The sequence below is a fragment of the Archaeoglobus sp. genome (assembly GCF_017656475.1).
In the GTDB taxonomy this organism is placed as follows: domain Archaea; phylum Halobacteriota; class Archaeoglobi; order Archaeoglobales; family Archaeoglobaceae; genus Archaeoglobus.
In genome coordinates this window covers 68,032-82,495 of record NZ_JACDNT010000005.1, presented here as the reverse complement: position 1 = coordinate 82,495, position 14,464 = coordinate 68,032, and the positions used below count along the sequence as shown (strand labels likewise).

Below are 14,464 nucleotides of genomic sequence, written 5' to 3'. Positions count from 1 at the left end.
AAAGAGGGTACTGCAGAGGTTGGCTGAGATGTGATTTGGTAAGGACCCTAAACTACATTAGTTTTGCTGGCAATGGTGACATTAAATGGGTTGTTGATTGGAGTGGAGGGTATTCTGTTAAAATCGGTACTTGGGAACTTGGTAAAGCATACAGAGTCAGGGCCGAAATTGACTTTGTTAACCAAACAGCAGACGTTTACTTGGGGTTTGCCCAAAAACTCATTGCCAAGGATCTTCCAGCATTACCAAAAGAGTTCGACCATCAGAGGTGGGGGCATGTTAAGCTGTCCAAGTTTGGATTGAGCACTGGCAACTTTCGGGATAGTGGGACTAATGTTGTCTATTTTGATGACATTAGACTGGAAACGTTCCACAGAATATGGCCGGTAGATGCTCCGACTACAACCTGCTACACAAGTGGTGGAAAGGCTCTTCCATCCACTGGTGAGAATTCAGCAGATTGGTTCAACTACGGTAATTGTGGAAACTGGAAAGTTTTCGATGTAACGCCCGGAAAAGAGCTCAAATTCGCTTTAAGGAGTGATCAATGTCCGTCATGCCCCGGTTGTGTGCTGGGCGATATAGATTTTGACATTTACGAATATGTAAACGGCCAGTGGGTATTGAAGAAAAGTGTTGATGGACCAAACAATTACTGTGGATTATATGACTACTTCTATTACTACACACCACAAAGCGACAGAATAAAAGTTGTTGCTAGAGGCGGATTCTATCTTGAGTTGTACCAGGAGTTTGATTCTAGTTCTTCAACACATGCACCAATTGCCAATGCTGGCGGACCATACACGGCAAACGAAGGTGAAGAAATTACATTTAACGCATCCCTAAGCCACGATCCAGATGGAGATTCATTGCAGTATCGCTGGGACTTCGACAACGATGGCGTTTGGGATACTGAGTGGCTTAATGAGCCAATCATTAGTCACGCCTACGTTGATGACTACCAAGGAACAGTCGTTTTGGAAGTTACAGATGGAGAACTCACCACCAAAGCCACAGCAGATGTTACCGTGCTTAATGTACCACCATCCGTTAACATTACAGCAGACGATGAGGTTTACGCTGGAGCTGGACTGATTATCAATGCAGCATTCACAGATCCTGGCGATGATGCTCACACAGCAACAATAGACTGGGGAGATGGCGTTGTTGACAGCATTACGAACGCTGTTTCACCTATCGTGGCAAATCACACCTACAACACCAAGGGAGTTTACACAATAAACGTTACAGTAATTGACGATGACGGTGGAGTTGGTTACAACTCTGTAAATGTGAAAGTCAAAGTAATCAATGCGACTGTTGAGTTTGGAATGGATACTCTCAACCTGAAGAGCAAAGTAAAGTGGATCTTATGCTACATCGAACTTGAAGAGGGAAATGTAACTCAGATTAATGGTTCAACAGTTTATCTGGAATACAACAACACAACAATTTCCGCATACATTGGAGAGCAGGGATGGGCTAAGAGCGAAGCAACAGATGGAAACATAGTAGACAGTGACGGAGATGGATTGCTGGAAAGAATGGTAGGGTTCAACAAGAGTAGTATCGAAGTTGATGAAGGCGAACACCTATTTTACGTCAAAGGACGAGTAGCTTACCACGGATATATGGTCTGGTTCGAGGGCAGTGATGTTCTGAAGGTTATAAACAAAGAAAAGGAGGGGGCAAAGATAAGAAATAAATAAAATTTTTTCCTATTTTTATAATTGAATTCAAAAAAGGATTAAATACCCCTGCAACTCTTGTAAATCTAGATCGAGTTTAAAGGTTATTTCCGCATCTCCCTGAACAAACTGCTTCTCAGAAAGTAAATCAGAATGAAAAAGGCATAAACCGGAGCATAATCAACACCCAAGCGGTAGGCAACCACTATGCCGAAGCCTATCAGCATGACAAGCAGGACAGGAAAGAGTGTAACTGAGTCGGACTCCAGCTTCAGCTTTCCGGACTCGAAGCCGAACTCCTGCAGGAAGTCAAGCAGTCTGGAATTCCTCAAGGCCTTCCTCTCATCCCTGACACCAACGTAAACCTTCTCCAGCTTTTTTGCATTGATGAGCTCTCTGAGAAAGACAAGAGTCTGGCAATCTCTGCATCCACTTTTGAAGCTCTTCAGTGCTTTCAATCTCCCTTCTGACAGCCTCTACATCACCAAACAATCTGGCTTTGTTATAACCAAACATCAGTCCAAAAAACTAAACAAAGGGTTTATAAAATTCGACGCCGTGCTGAAAGTTATGAGAGGGATTAGAAGTAGAAGAGAAAGTCCCGCCTCCCGGATTTGAACCGGGGACCATGGGATCTCCGCCTGCCGCGGAGTGGCGGACTACAGTCCCACGCTCTACCTCTGAGCTAAGGCGGGTTCGATAGCTTACTGATCAAATCTGCTTAAAAACCTTGTGCCCACCAGCAAACTTTTTATCACCCCCACTGTTGGCTTTAACATGGCTCAGACCTTGGTAGAAAAGATATTCTCACGAGCAAGCGGCAAGGAGGTACAGGCCGGAGAGTTTGTAATGGCCGACATCGACCTCGCGATGATTCATGACATCACCGCTCCTCTTGCAATTAAAGCTTTCAGGGAAATTCTGGGGGAGAACGCGAAAGTTTGGGACAACAAGAAGGTTATAATGGCTTTTGACCATCAGGTTCCTGCTGACAGTATTCATGCCGCGGAAAACCACAAAATGCTGAGAAAGTTTGCCGAAGAGCAGGGAATTGTGAACTACGACGTTAAAGGTGGTATAGCTCACCAGATAATGGTGGAAAACCATGTTGAGCCGGGAATGCTGATTGTTGGTGCTGACAGCCACACGTGCATGTATGGTGCGCTTGGAGCCTTCGCCACAGGAATCGGCTCGACTGATATGGGCTTCGTTCTGGCGATGGGGAAGCTGTGGTTCAAGGTGCCAGAGTCCATTAAATTTAACATTCACGGAAAGCTTGAGAGACACGTTTACGGCAAAGACATAGTTCTGAAGCTGATAGGGATGGTTGGAGCGGATGGAGCGAACTACAAGGCCTGCATTTATGCCGGAGAGGTTGTTGAGAACCTCGGCATGGCTGACAGGCTGACGATGTGCAACATGGCAATCGAGATGGGAGGCAAGGCAGGGATTGTTGAACCAGATAAAACAACTCTCGAGTATCTGAAGGCTATGGGCAGGCCTTATGACGGTGAGCCGCTGAAAAGCGATGAGGATGCTGCATTTCAAGAAGTAGAACTTGACGTGACGGGAATGGAGCCTCAGGTTGCCGCTCCGCACAGGGTTGACAATGTTGTTGGAATTTCCGAGGTTGAAGGGACAAGAGTCGATCAGGTCTTCATCGGCTCCTGCACAAACGGAAGATATGAGGATTTAAAGATTGCTGCTGAAATACTGAAGGGGGAGACGGTTGCGTCGAATGTAAGGTTAATCGTCATCCCGGCAAGTGTGAGGGAGTACAAGAGGGCTCTGAAGGATGGGTTGATTGAGATATTCGTCGATGCGGGAGCGCTAGTTGAGGCACCGTGCTGTGGGCCATGTATGGGAGGGAGCTTTGGACTGATTGCGAGCGGAGAGGTCAGTGTTTCAACTTCCAACAGAAACTTCATCGGGAGACAGGGCAGCCCAGAGGGCAAGATTTACCTTGTGAACCCTGCTGTGGCTGCAGCAACTGCGATATACGGTGAAATAACCGATCCAAGAAAAATTAAGTGATTAGAAAACCATGGGAGCGAAACCTTCATCTATCAGCCTGTTCACAATTTCTCCTACATACTCAAGCCTTGTGAAGCTGAGCTTTTCGGAATACCCTTTGCTGTCGGCAACGAACTTGCAGGCCAGAGGCTTGTACTCTCCAAGCTGGTTAATTACGAGCTCTCTAAAGCTCTCATCCTCGGCAAGAAGGTCTTGCGAGGGGCCAAAAAACACGATTTCGACTTTTTCAGCCCACCCAAACTTCATTGAGTTCGCCGCAAAAAGCAGTCCAGCAACAGCTTTCTCCTTTGCCTCCTTACCGCTTGCAATTATTACGAGCAGCTTCGACATAAGCAAAGTTAATAAATAATTTAAAAAGATTGTGGGTGTTGAATGAAATCAAAGGGTTCGAGGTTTGAAAGGGACTTGATAGCAGAACTCTGGAAAGTCGGTCTGGCTGCAATCAGGGTTGCGGGTAGTGGAGTTTCTTCTTTTCCCTGTCCGGACATAATTGCGGGAAACGGGAGAGTCTATCTGGCTATAGAGGTCAAGATGAGGAAAAATTTGCCCCTCTACCTCTCCAACGATGAAGTGGAGAAACTTGTGTCTTTCGCAGACGACTTCGGGGCTGAGGCATACGTTGCCCTGAAGCTTCCCAGGAAGAAGTGGAAGTTCTTTCCCGTGAGAATGCTTGAGAGGACGGAGAAGAACTTCAAAATTGACGATAGCATTTACCCACTCGGTCTCGACATTGAAGAGGTCGCTGGCAAATTCTTTCAAGACAGGTTGGGAGAGAAAGTTTAACTTCTGTGTGAGTTAAGGTGGGAAGATGAAAAGAGAGTACATATACTGCGACACCTGCGGTGAGGAAACGCTTCACGAACTCATCAGGGAGGAGAAACACCTCTACAGGTGCACGGAGTGCGGAACTTTCACAACGCATCTGCCCAAGAAGGAGGTGGATGTCAGGGCAATAATCAGCAGCGGAGCGGAGTCGGTCAGGGGTTCGATAAAAGCCTACGAGGGAGACGAGCTTGAGAAGGGAGATGAATACATCGTAGAGACTGAAGAAGGTCACAAAATAGGTGAAATCACATCAATTGAGCTAAAGAACGGCAAGAGGGCAGAGAGTGGGAAGGTTGGAGAGATAGAGACTGTCTGGCTCAGAGATGTCGGAGAAGTGGAGGTCAGAATGAGCCTTCACAAGAGGAGCGTAACAACACCCTACAAGATGGTTGTTGATGGTGAGACAGAATTTGAGGTGGGAGAAGTTCTGTACATAAACGGAAAAAGGTTTAGGATACACAGAATCAAGCTGATTTCCGGCGGTGTTTTGAGGGGAGAAGGTAAAAGAGCAAGGGCTAGGGAGATAAGAAGAATTTATGCAAAGTATGAAGGTCGATAGGCCAGTTCGACTGAGGGACTTCATAAAGGCCGAGGGATGCTTTTTCTCAGTCGTCGGATACAGAAATGAAGAGAGGATAAAGAGTTTTCTCAGATACGTTCCGGACAGCAGTGGAGACAGGGAGCTTAACGGAAAGAGATACAAGAAGCTTTCTCACGACGAAGCTGTAAGCTCTCCGCTCGCTAAAAAATACCTGAATTCTGGCGTGTTCAGACTTCCGTACAGCGTTGTGGAGGAGGTGTACAAACCGGAAGAGAGGCTCGAATTCGCCATGAAATCGTCCGAAGTCAGAAAAATCGTCGATTTCTTCTCCGAAATTCCGAAGGACAAGATGGGCGTAACTGGCTCAAGGCTGATAGGGCTGGAAGGTGAGGATTCTGACGTTGACTTCATCGTTTACGGCAATTGGTGGTTCAGGGCGAGAGAAAAGTTAAGAAAAAGCATAGAAACCGGGAAACTTTCTGAGCCGGATGACGCAACCTGGGGCTTCATCTACCGAAAAAGGAAGATTCCACTCCCTTACGAAATCTTCATCCTGCACGAGAGGCGGAAGTACCACAGAGCGTTTCTGGGAAGCACGTACTTCGATCTCCTTTACGTCAGAGATTACGATGAGATTGGAAGAGATGTGCCTGAAGAGGTTGGCATCAAAAGGGGGAAAGCGGAGATAGAAGCGACTGTAAGGGACGACTCGCTGGTTTTCGACTATCCGGGATACTATCCGGTAGAGCATCCTGAGATAGAAGCCATTTTGAGCTTCACACACACTTTCGTCGGGCAGGCGTTCAGTAGGGAGAAAATTCTTGCGAGAGGGGACGTTGAGGAAATTGACGGGAAGCTTTACCTCATCGTGGGAACAAAGAGGGAGACTCATGATGAGTTCATCGTTTCACTCGATTTAATGGAAAAAGCCGGGCTCATGGCTGATTTTGAGAGATGGCATCAAGGGCTAGAAGTGCTGCCCCCTTAGCCACAGCATAATCATCTCTTACAGTTTTAACCGCAACATCTATCTCATCCGGAAGATATATGCTAACTTTTTCCCCAACCAATCTTTCGTCCAGCCTTCCTCCTATTCTTCCTCCAATTGCTACTGCCTCAGGATTCAGAATCATGACTGCATTGGCTATAGACTGGCAGAAGAGAGTGAACTCCGCCATTCCATAAATTTCACCCGATTCCACCAGCTCCTTGATGTTCTTCAAACTCCAGCCCCCGAAGTAGGCCTCAAGATGTCCTCTGCCCCCGCACTTGCATATCTTTTCCCCACCAACATATGTGTGCCCAATCTCTCCCGCAGCACCTCTGCCTCTGTAAACCCTGCCATCAGCAACGATTCCTCCTCCAACGCCAGTTCCAACCGTAACCCCAAGCAAATGCCTGAAGTTGAGGCTTTTTGCGGAAAAGTATGCAAAGCAGTTAGCGTCATTGTCCAAAATGAACGGGATATCAAGCTCTATTGCGGGGATTGCCGGTAAGTTTGGTGCTTTAACGGCCTCGCCATCAACAAACCAAACAGCCAGACCAATTCCAACAGCCTGAGCGTCACCAAAGCTTTTTTTAATGAAATCTGAGAAGTTTCGGAGCACTTCGGAGGTTCTATAGCTTTCAGTCCGAAATTTGCTTCCTTCCAGAATGGCAATGTCTGTGTTTGTGCCACCTACATCAATTCCGACAATCATAGAGGGGCAACAACGTTAATAAATTTAAAACACACTATCCTCATGGTCAAACTTCTGAGTAAGGAGGACGGTGAAAGAGCTGTTAAACTCGCGAGGGAGGCGATAGAGACCTACCTCGAAGAAAGGAAAATACTGCAAAAAAGGCTTGACGGTGTTTTTTCTGAAAAGAGAGGTGTTTTCACAACTCTTACAAAGCACGGTAACCTGAGGGGCTGTATAGGCTTTCCCTACCCGGTTAAAAGGCTGGATGAGGCGATCATAGAGTCCGCAATAGCCGCTGCCGTCGATGATCCACGCTTTGAGCCTGTAAGGCTGAGCGAGATGGACGAAATTGTTGTGGAGGTAACGATCCTAACTCCACCTGAGAAAATAGATGCAAAACCCAAGGACTTGCCCAGTCATGTTGAAATCGGCAGACACGGTCTTATTGTTAAAATGGGCCCGTTCTCCGGGCTTCTCTTACCTCAGGTTGCTGTGGAGTACAACATGGATGCTGAGGAGTTTCTGAGCGAGACGTGCATGAAAGCCGGCTTACCGCCCGACTGCTGGCTTACTGGAGCAGAGGTTTACAGATTTGAAGGGCAGATATTCAAGGAAAAAGAGCCGAGAGGAGAGGTTGTGGAGGTTGATATAAAAAGTTGTGAGGTTTAAGCTAACTGGCAACGCTCTCCCATCTTTTCTGTATATCCCTGAACTTCTCCCTCGAAAGCTTGTAGTACTCCTCAGCTTTCGAGTACTCCTTCATCTCTCTGTAGAGGTCTCCGAGGTGTCTGTAAGCAGCAGCGACGAACTGCATGAAGTCGGGATCAATCTTTTCAAGATTCTCGAATATCTCAAGAGCTTCCTTGAACATTTTCTCCGCTTCCTGATACTTTCCGAGCTTCTTGCGGAACATTGCGTAGTTGCTCAGCAGGATGGCAAGGTTGAGCTTGAAAGATTCAGCCTCCTCAACTAGCTCTCTGTACAGCTTCTCCGCTTCTCTGTAGCATTCCTCCGCCTCATCAAAGTCTCCAAGCTTTACGTAAATTTCTGAGGCGGTGGCGAGGCTCTCTGCAAGCTCTTCTTTGGTGCCGACCCTTCTTCTTATCTCCAATGCTTCCTCCGCCTTAACCTTGGCCTCGTTGTACTTACCCATATCGTAGTAAAGCGTTGCGAGGTCGTTTTCTATTGCTGCAAGCAGCTCCTCGTCTTTATTTTCCTCGCATATTTTCTCAGCTTCTGTGTACATCCTCTCCGCGTTTTCCTTCATGTCCATCAGGATCAAAGCCCTTGCGGCGTTTCTCATTAGAATTGGCGTTATGCTTTTCATCCCAAGCTCCATGCTCAGCTTTATCGCGTTGACAGATGATACGACACAAGAAACAAGCGACTGTCTGTCCTGTCTCTCAACCGCATCCTGAGAAGCGTAAACGAAGTGAAGAATTAGCATGAGCTTTTTCCAGATTCCGTCAAGTTTTTTAATTTCCTCAGCATCTCTGAAGGACTTCTCTATTGTTTCTCTCAACTCTTCAGGAGCAGATTGCTTTACAAATTCAAAAGCGTCAAGAATTTTTCCTTCCCGAATCAGTCTTTCAACTTCTTTTTCTATTTCCATGGAGGCAATCTTTTCAATCCTTTAAAAGCTTTTTGAGGTTGTATAAACGCATTAATAGTTTAGTTTTACGAAATTGAGCTTTATTCAAAAAGAAAAGTTAAAAACCTAATTTACTCAATCTGGACGGTCTTTCTGTCTTTCTTAACCTTCGGAATTGTTATCTCAAGCACTCCGTTGTTGTACTTTGCTTTAACTGCATTTGTGTCGATTCCTGCAGGCAGAGCTATCCTTCTGTAAATCTTGCCCATCCTTCTCTCTCTTCTCAGATACTCTCCCCTCTTCTCCTCAATCTCCTCTTTCTTCTCAGCCTTTATGACAAGGTCTCCGTCTTCAAAGTAAATCTCCAAGTCCTCTTTGTTGAATCCAGGCAGGTCTGCAACGACTCTAATCTGGTCTCCCTCATCAATAACGTCAACCGGTGCAGAAAATCTGAACTCCCTTGTCTCTGGAAGTTTGCCGAACTCCTCAAGCAACCTGTTGAACCTCTCCTGCATCCTTCTCAATTCCTCAAACGGGTCAAGGAACATTACCCATCACCTCCCCCCTAACCTTTTTTTCCTAACTTGCTTTACCTAACCTATTGTTAGGTTAAAGGAATATAAATTTTTCGGTTCAGCTTTTTAAGAAGCTACCGATAAGGGATGATGTGAGATGTGTTGTATGCGGAAGAGAAATTGAGAGCGGAAGTTTGTGTGGTAAATGTATGGTTGAGAAGCAGGAAGTAGCCAGAATTGATGAGTTTGAGATAACCATTTGCAGCAGATGTAATTTTGTCAGAGTGGGGAACAGATGGGTGGAGAGTAGCATTGAGAAAGTAGTTGAGGACTTTGTGTTGAAGAATGCTTGGGTTTCCGAAGAGTTTGACGTCAGCGAGGTTGTGATATCCAAAGACTACTGCATATTTAAAGGAGATATTGCCGGTGACGAGGTTGAGGTTGTTGTTCCGTTGAAATATAGAATCAACAAGGTGCTCTGCGAGAGGTGCAGCAGAGAGGCCGGAGGCTATTACGAGTCCATCGTGCAGATAAGGGCGGACGGAAGAGAGCTAAGCGATGAGGAAATTGAAAAAGCACTTGAAATCGTGGATGAGGTTATTTCAAACGCTCCTGAAGACCAGAAGGCTTTCGTTTCAAAGATAGAAAGAAAAAAGGAGGGTGTCAACGTTTTCTTCGGAAGCAGGAACATTGGTAAAAAAGTATCGAGAATGATTCTGAGAAAGTTCGGGGGGAGTTTGAAGGAAAGCAAGAAGCTCCACACGAGAATTGACGGCAGGGATGTGTACAGATTCACCTATTCTGTCAGACTGCCTGAGTACAGAGAGGGCGACATAGTTGAGAAAGATGGCAGATTTGTAGTTGTCAGGAACTCCGTGGTTGGGAAAGGCTCTGACATAATTACCGGAAAAACTGTCAACCTCGGCGATGAGGGAGTTGCTGTGAGAAGAGAGGAGTTGAAGGGAGGAGTTGTGGTCAATGCCGACTCTGAGGCTGTTGAGGTCGTATGTGAGGATGGCAGAGTTGTAACTACTCCCAGACCTTCGGGAGCAGACATAGGGGCTGAAGTCAAGGTATTTGAGAAAGACGGCAAATTTTTCTCCGTGTATGAAGGCAGTCAGAGTTCCGAAAAGTGAGGCTGAGCAGGTCAGAAAGCTCGCTGAAAAGCTCGGAGTTAAGGATAAAAGCAGGAGGATAACTGCTTTTGGAGACTACGTGGAAATCCCAATTGTTGACGGGGCTGAGAAGTTTTTTGAAGGATACACGATAGTTGAGCAGAAGAATCCCGTCTTCTCTAAAAAGAAGAATCTTAAAGAAGTTCTTAAGGGAAAGGTTCCTGAAGAGCTTATTCCAACGAATTACAAGGTGATAGGAGACATAGTCATTGTCAAGCTTGACGAGAAGGCGAAAAAGTATGCTAAAGCAATAGGAGAAGCGTTGATGCAGATTAACCCCTGCAAAGCTGTGTGGTGCGATTTTGGCAGGTTTGGGATGAAGAGGAAGCCGAAGATGGAGTTAATTGCCGGAGAAGGTAGCGTTACGGAGCATAAGGAGAACGGATGCAGGTTCAGACTTGATGTTACGAAGGTCATGTTCAGCCTGGGCAATCAGGCGGAGAGAATGAGGGTTGCGAGGCTCGTTGAGGATGGTGAAATTGTTGTTGACATGTTCGCCGGGATTGGATACTTCTCAATACCGATAGCCGTTCACTCGAAGGCGAAGAGGATATACGCCATCGAGATAAATCCTGACTCGTATCATTTCCTTCTGAAGAACATGAGGCTGAATGGGGTGGAGAATATTATCCCAATTCTCGGAGACTCGCAGTTCGTCACTCCCGAGGGTGTTGCCGACAGAGTTGTGATGGGGCACATTTACTGCCACGATTATCTATACACGGCAATAAGAGCTTTGAGAGGAGAGGGAATTATTCATTACCACGAATCGACACCTGAAGCGGTTATCGACAGGCCCATAAGAAGAGTAAAAAAAGCATGCGGGAAGATGGGGAAAAAGTGCGAAATTCTGAACTTCAAAAAGGTAAAAAATTATTCTCCGGGAGTTTATCACGTTGTTGTCGATGCTAGAGTTTACTGAAGCTTTTCTACAATCTCCTTCGAGTGGTAGGTTATAATTAAATCTGCTCCAGCTCTTTTTATGGACACGAGAATTTCGTAAATCGCTTCGTTGCTCAGCCATCCCTGCATTATAGCTGCCTTAACCATGCTGTACTCTCCACTGACGTTGTAGGCGGCAATAGGCAGATTGAAGCATTCCCTCGCCATTCTGATGATGTCGAGGTATGGCAGAGCAGGTTTGACCATTATTATGTCAGCTCCCTCTCTAATGTCAAGCTCTATCTCCCTCATCGCCTCTCTCGCGTTGTGAATGTCCATCTGATACCCTCTCCTGTCACCGAACTTGAATCCGCTCTCGGCAGCATCTCTGAAGGGAGAGTAAAAGTTCGAAGCATACTTTGCCGAGTAGCTCATTATGGGAACGCTTTCAAAACCTGCTTCATCAAGCGCCTCTCTTATTGCCTTAACCATCCCGTCCATCATTCCGGATGGTGCAACAATGTCTGCTCCACTCTCTGCATGGCTTACGGCAGTCTTGCCGATTATCGGAAGCGTCTCATCGTTCACAATTTCCCCATCTCTCACAACACCGCAGTGGCCATGAGTGGTGTATTCGCAAAGACAGACGTCGGTTATTATTACAACATCCGGAAATTCGTCCTTAATCCGACTCACAGCCTTCTGAATTACGCCGTTCTCGTCAAAAGCGGAAGAGCCTATTTCATCTTTATAAGAGGGGATGCCAAACAATATAAAGCTCTTCAAACCCTTCTCAAGGCACTCCTCAACCTCCTTCTCGACCATTTCGAGAGGAATTCTGAAATAATCTGGCATGGATTCGATGGGCTTCTTTTCTTTGATGTTCTCATCAACGAAAATCGGTGTTATGAGGTTTTCAGGACTTAACCTCGTTTCTCTGAACATCCACCTCAGGTTCGCTTTTCTCAACCTTCTCATTCTTACTTTCGGGAATTCTGCCATTTCCACCACCAAAAACATACTTTACAGACTCAATAACGTGGATTTCATCCTTTCTAGCGGCTTCCCTCAACCTAACAGTAGGCTCTCTCAGGAATTTTTTAATCAGGGAGTTGGCGAAGTCGTTGAGAAGGCTCTTCACGTCCTCTCCAACGCCATACTTAGCACTTAGCTTCGCGTAAAGCTCCTCCACCTCTTCATCAACGAACTTCTCGGCGAGGGAGTACATTGCGGCAATTGCGTTTCTTGCTGAGATGTCCTTCAAAAGCAGCTTTAGCTGCTCCAGCTCCTCTTCAATTATTCTTTCGACTTTCTCTATTTCTTTTCTCCTTCTGGAGAGGTTTTCTTCGCTGACCTTCCTCAAATCGTCAATTGTTAGAAGCTCAACACCCTCAATCTCCGCCACACTTTCCTCAACATCTCGCGGCAATGCTATGTCAATTATGAGGAGCTTCTGTCTCCTACCACTCATAGCCTTCTCCACGTTGCTCTTGGTTATAACGAAGTGAGGGGCTGAAGTTGCTGAGATAACCACGTCAGAAATCTTAAGATAGTCAATTAACCTGTCGAACCTAACCGCAATTCCACCAATTCTCCTTGCAAGCTCCTCGGCCTTCTCGTACGTCCTGTTTGCGATCAGTACTGCCTCAACATCCTTTCCCGCTATTGCTTTTGCAACGAGCGCCCCCATCTCCCCAGCTCCAACAAGCAATGCCTTTTTTCCCTTCAGGGTACCCAGAGTCCTCTCCGCCACCTCAACCGCAGCTGAACCTATCGAAACTGAGCCCTTCGAGATTGCCGTTTCCCTTCTCACTCTTCTTCCAACCTGCACAGCCTTACCGAAAACCCTCTCGAGAATCTCCCCCGCATGACCGCTTTCTCTGCAGAGGTTGAAGCACTGCCTAACCTGACCGAGAATCTGTTCCTCTCCAACTATCATCGATTCTATTCCTGAAGCAACTCTTAACAAATGCCTCAAACAGTTCTCGCCGGTTAGAATTGTAACCTTATCCACTATGCCAAGCTCTTCAGCAATCTCTTTAAGGCAGGTTTCCAGATTCTCCCCCACGAGGTATATTTCAAATCGGTTGCAAGTGAAAATGTAAGCATACTCCGAGAAGTTGCATTTGGAGATAGTCTCCTCCAGCCTAGGCTTTACAGTAAGCCAGATCTTCTCAATTTCCTCAACACTGGCATTTTTGTGAGAAACCGATAAGCATCCAATGTGCATCTTGAAGTGTAGAATTCACAAGTGCTTTTTAAGTTTTTTATTCTTCAGGAACCGAAAATTTCAAAATGATAAAAAGGTGGAGACTCCCGGAACGGTCAGACGAACATCACTCCCTTCAGATCGGGTACTGGAGTCGTCTTCTTGAGCACTTTTTCTATTGCCTTCGTGAAGTCGAGCATTGTTACTCTCGCTCTCTCTTCTCTTATTGCGAACATGCCTGCTTCGGTGCATATCGCCTTTATGTCTGCCCCGCTCGCGCCTTCTGTAATTCTTGCAAGCTCCTTGAAGTCGACATCCTCTGCCAGCTTCATCTTCCTAGTGTGTATCTTGAATATCTGTATTCTTCCCTCGAAAGTTGGCATTGGAACCTCTATTATTCTGTCGAACCTTCCAGGTCTCAGGATCGCAGGATCGAGGATGTCTATTCTGTTTGTGGCACCGATGACTTTCACATCTCCTCTCGGATCGAAGCCATCGAGTTCAGCAAGTAATTGCATCATTGTCCTCTGCACTTCCCTGTCTCCACTCGTATCGCTGTTTGTTCTTCTTGCTGCTATTGCGTCAAGCTCATCGATGAATATTATCGACGGCGACTTTTCCTTGGCAAGCTGGAACACCTCTCTGACCAGCCTCGCACCCTCTCCAATGTACTTCTGAACGAACTCGCTGCCCACAACTCTTATGAAAGTGGCCTTGGTCTGATTCGCGACTGCCTTGGCAAGCAGAGTTTTGCCAGTTCCCGGTGGGCCGTAGAGCAGCACGCCCTTGGGTGGCTCTATCCCAACCTCTGTGAAAAGCTCTGGCTTCAGCAGTGGTAGCTCTACAGCTTCCCTGATTTCCTCTATCTGGACATCAAGACCTCCAATGTCTTCATAGCTGACCTCTGGTCTCTCCTCAACCTCAAAGCCGTAAACCATCGGGTCCTTGGAGGTTGGTAGGATATTTACTATGGCCAGAGTTTGCTGGTTGAGGGCGACTCTCGCACCCGGCTTGAGTTCTTCTTCATTTATGTATTGAGAGGTATTTACAACGAATTTTGGTCCGGTCGAGCTTTTTACAACAACTCTCCCGTCTTCGAGGACATCTGAAATTACACCTACAAGTAATGGCGGTGAGCGTAATCTTTCAACCTCACTTCTGAGTCTTCTTACTTCTCTTTCGTATCTTATTCTTTCGCTTTCTATAAACCTCTTTTCATCTTCTAATCGGCGATAAAGCTCCCTAAGCTTGTAGTAATCTTCCTCCAGTTTCTTCAACTTTTCCAGGAGATATTGTATCTCGCTATCACCCATATTTTA

16 protein-coding genes and 1 tRNA gene are annotated in these 14,464 nt (G+C 46.3%); 8 read left to right on the top strand and 9 right to left on the bottom strand.

The annotated features are described in order from the left end of the window. Positions 1 to 1,712 (top strand): PKD domain-containing protein (locus tag H0Z19_RS02640; protein WP_290723544.1); only part of this gene is annotated, 1,712 nt, incomplete at its 5' end. A gap of 83 nt (positions 1,713 to 1,795) precedes the next feature. Here H0Z19_RS02640 and H0Z19_RS02635 read toward each other — a convergent pair. Then, on the bottom strand, positions 1,796 to 2,149 hold the full coding sequence (locus tag H0Z19_RS02635; protein ID WP_290723542.1) for a hypothetical protein: 354 nt from the start codon (positions 2,147 to 2,149) through the stop codon (positions 1,796 to 1,798). Positions 2,150 to 2,290: 141 nt separating this feature from the next. Then, positions 2,291 to 2,386, bottom strand: a tRNA-Tyr gene (locus tag H0Z19_RS02630). 82 nt (positions 2,387 to 2,468) lie between these two features. On the opposite strand from H0Z19_RS02630, the gene H0Z19_RS02625 reads away from it, so the two are divergent. Beyond that, positions 2,469 to 3,725: a 3-isopropylmalate dehydratase large subunit gene (locus tag H0Z19_RS02625; RefSeq protein WP_290723540.1), complete on the top strand. Its 1,257-nt coding sequence runs from the start codon at positions 2,469 to 2,471 to the stop codon at positions 3,723 to 3,725. Here the strand turns inward: H0Z19_RS02625 and H0Z19_RS02620 are convergent, their stop codons facing one another. Next, on the bottom strand, positions 3,726 to 4,055 hold the full coding sequence (locus H0Z19_RS02620) for a hypothetical protein (protein ID WP_290723538.1): 330 nt from the start codon (positions 4,053 to 4,055) through the stop codon (positions 3,726 to 3,728). It abuts the gene before it with no gap. A gap of 42 nt (positions 4,056 to 4,097) precedes the next feature. Here H0Z19_RS02620 and hjc point away from each other — a divergent pair, with 42 nt between their 5' ends. The 3 genes from hjc to H0Z19_RS02605 are packed head-to-tail and all read left to right on the top strand — an operon-like array spanning position 4,098 to position 6,079. Beyond that, complete coding sequence (gene hjc, locus H0Z19_RS02615; protein ID WP_290723536.1) at positions 4,098 to 4,508, top strand: Holliday junction resolvase Hjc; 411 nt, start codon at positions 4,098 to 4,100, stop codon at positions 4,506 to 4,508. A gap of 25 nt (positions 4,509 to 4,533) precedes the next feature. Then, positions 4,534 to 5,109 carry an HVO_0476 family zinc finger protein gene (locus tag H0Z19_RS02610; protein WP_290723534.1) on the top strand — a complete coding sequence of 192 codons (576 nt, stop codon included), beginning with the start codon at positions 4,534 to 4,536 and terminating at the stop codon, positions 5,107 to 5,109. Beyond that, on the top strand, positions 5,096 to 6,079 hold the full coding sequence (locus tag H0Z19_RS02605; RefSeq protein WP_290723532.1) for a nucleotidyltransferase domain-containing protein: 984 nt from the start codon (positions 5,096 to 5,098) through the stop codon (positions 6,077 to 6,079). The genes H0Z19_RS02610 and H0Z19_RS02605 overlap by 14 nt, the downstream gene beginning before the upstream one ends. On the opposite strand, the gene H0Z19_RS02600 is transcribed toward H0Z19_RS02605, so the two are convergent. Further along, positions 6,027 to 6,791: an ROK family protein gene (locus tag H0Z19_RS02600; protein WP_290723531.1), complete on the bottom strand. Its 765-nt coding sequence runs from the start codon at positions 6,789 to 6,791 to the stop codon at positions 6,027 to 6,029. The genes H0Z19_RS02605 and H0Z19_RS02600 overlap by 53 nt on opposite strands. 42 nt (positions 6,792 to 6,833) lie before the next feature. On the opposite strand from H0Z19_RS02600, the gene H0Z19_RS02595 reads away from it, so the two are divergent. After that, complete coding sequence (locus H0Z19_RS02595) at positions 6,834 to 7,442, top strand: TIGR00296 family protein (protein ID WP_290723529.1); 609 nt, start codon at positions 6,834 to 6,836, stop codon at positions 7,440 to 7,442. 1 nt (position 7,443) lies between these two features. Here H0Z19_RS02595 and H0Z19_RS02590 read toward each other — a convergent pair whose 3' ends face one another. Then, positions 7,444 to 8,385 carry a tetratricopeptide repeat protein gene (locus tag H0Z19_RS02590; protein ID WP_290723527.1) on the bottom strand — a complete coding sequence of 314 codons (942 nt, stop codon included), beginning with the start codon at positions 8,383 to 8,385 and terminating at the stop codon, positions 7,444 to 7,446. Between the two features lie 110 nt (positions 8,386 to 8,495). Further along, positions 8,496 to 8,912, bottom strand: a complete 417-nt coding sequence (locus tag H0Z19_RS02585; protein ID WP_290723525.1) for an Hsp20/alpha crystallin family protein — start codon at positions 8,910 to 8,912, stop codon at positions 8,496 to 8,498. Positions 8,913 to 9,031: 119 nt separating this feature from the next. Here H0Z19_RS02585 and H0Z19_RS02580 point away from each other — a divergent pair, with 119 nt between their 5' ends. Together H0Z19_RS02580 and H0Z19_RS02575 are read left to right on the top strand one after the other, a co-directional pair. Beyond that, entirely contained in the window at positions 9,032 to 10,015 is a 984-nt protein-coding gene (locus tag H0Z19_RS02580) for a 60S ribosomal export protein NMD3 (RefSeq protein ID WP_290723523.1), read from the top strand. Continuing rightward, positions 9,987 to 10,976: a class I SAM-dependent methyltransferase family protein gene (locus H0Z19_RS02575; RefSeq protein WP_290723522.1), complete on the top strand. Its 990-nt coding sequence runs from the start codon at positions 9,987 to 9,989 to the stop codon at positions 10,974 to 10,976. Before H0Z19_RS02580 ends, H0Z19_RS02575 begins: the two co-directional genes overlap by 29 nt. Here the strand turns inward: H0Z19_RS02575 and hemB are convergent. From hemB to pan, 3 genes are all read right to left on the bottom strand, one after another. Further along, a complete protein-coding gene (gene hemB / locus H0Z19_RS02570) occupies positions 10,970 to 11,938 on the bottom strand; it encodes a porphobilinogen synthase (protein ID WP_365892246.1) in 969 nt (322 codons plus the stop codon). The genes H0Z19_RS02575 and hemB overlap by 7 nt on opposite strands. Next, positions 11,853 to 13,166, bottom strand: coding sequence for a glutamyl-tRNA reductase (gene hemA / locus H0Z19_RS02565; protein ID WP_290723517.1), 1,314 nt, complete (start codon positions 13,164 to 13,166; stop codon positions 11,853 to 11,855). The genes hemB and hemA overlap by 86 nt, the downstream gene beginning before the upstream one ends. A gap of 95 nt (positions 13,167 to 13,261) precedes the next feature. Continuing rightward, positions 13,262 to 14,458, bottom strand: a complete 1,197-nt coding sequence (pan, locus tag H0Z19_RS02560; protein WP_290723515.1) for a proteasome-activating nucleotidase — start codon at positions 14,456 to 14,458, stop codon at positions 13,262 to 13,264. Positions 14,459 to 14,464: the final 6 nt, after the last annotated feature.

Excerpts from the sequence above, each read along its gene's own strand:
- hemB (WP_365892246.1), bottom strand. The coding sequence starts at position 11,938 with ATGGCAGAATTCCCGAAAGTAAGAATGAGAAGGTTGAGAAAAGCGAAC.
- H0Z19_RS02620 (WP_290723538.1), bottom strand. The coding sequence starts at position 4,055 with ATGTCGAAGCTGCTCGTAATAATTGCAAGCGGTAAGGAGGCAAAGGAG.
- H0Z19_RS02605 (WP_290723532.1), top strand. The coding sequence starts at position 5,096 with ATGAAGGTCGATAGGCCAGTTCGACTGAGGGACTTCATAAAGGCCGAG.
- H0Z19_RS02585 (WP_290723525.1), bottom strand. The coding sequence starts at position 8,912 with ATGTTCCTTGACCCGTTTGAGGAATTGAGAAGGATGCAGGAGAGGTTC.
- H0Z19_RS02610 (WP_290723534.1), top strand. The coding sequence starts at position 4,534 with ATGAAAAGAGAGTACATATACTGCGACACCTGCGGTGAGGAAACGCTT.
- H0Z19_RS02590 (WP_290723527.1), bottom strand. The coding sequence starts at position 8,385 with ATGGAAATAGAAAAAGAAGTTGAAAGACTGATTCGGGAAGGAAAAATT.
- H0Z19_RS02600 (WP_290723531.1), bottom strand. The coding sequence starts at position 6,791 with ATGATTGTCGGAATTGATGTAGGTGGCACAAACACAGACATTGCCATT.
- pan (WP_290723515.1), bottom strand. The coding sequence starts at position 14,458 with ATGGGTGATAGCGAGATACAATATCTCCTGGAAAAGTTGAAGAAACTG.
- H0Z19_RS02575 (WP_290723522.1), top strand. The coding sequence starts at position 9,987 with ATGAAGGCAGTCAGAGTTCCGAAAAGTGAGGCTGAGCAGGTCAGAAAG.
- hjc (WP_290723536.1), top strand. The coding sequence starts at position 4,098 with ATGAAATCAAAGGGTTCGAGGTTTGAAAGGGACTTGATAGCAGAACTC.
- H0Z19_RS02625 (WP_290723540.1), top strand. The coding sequence starts at position 2,469 with ATGGCTCAGACCTTGGTAGAAAAGATATTCTCACGAGCAAGCGGCAAG.
- hemA (WP_290723517.1), bottom strand. The coding sequence starts at position 13,166 with ATGCACATTGGATGCTTATCGGTTTCTCACAAAAATGCCAGTGTTGAG.
- H0Z19_RS02595 (WP_290723529.1), top strand. The coding sequence starts at position 6,834 with ATGGTCAAACTTCTGAGTAAGGAGGACGGTGAAAGAGCTGTTAAACTC.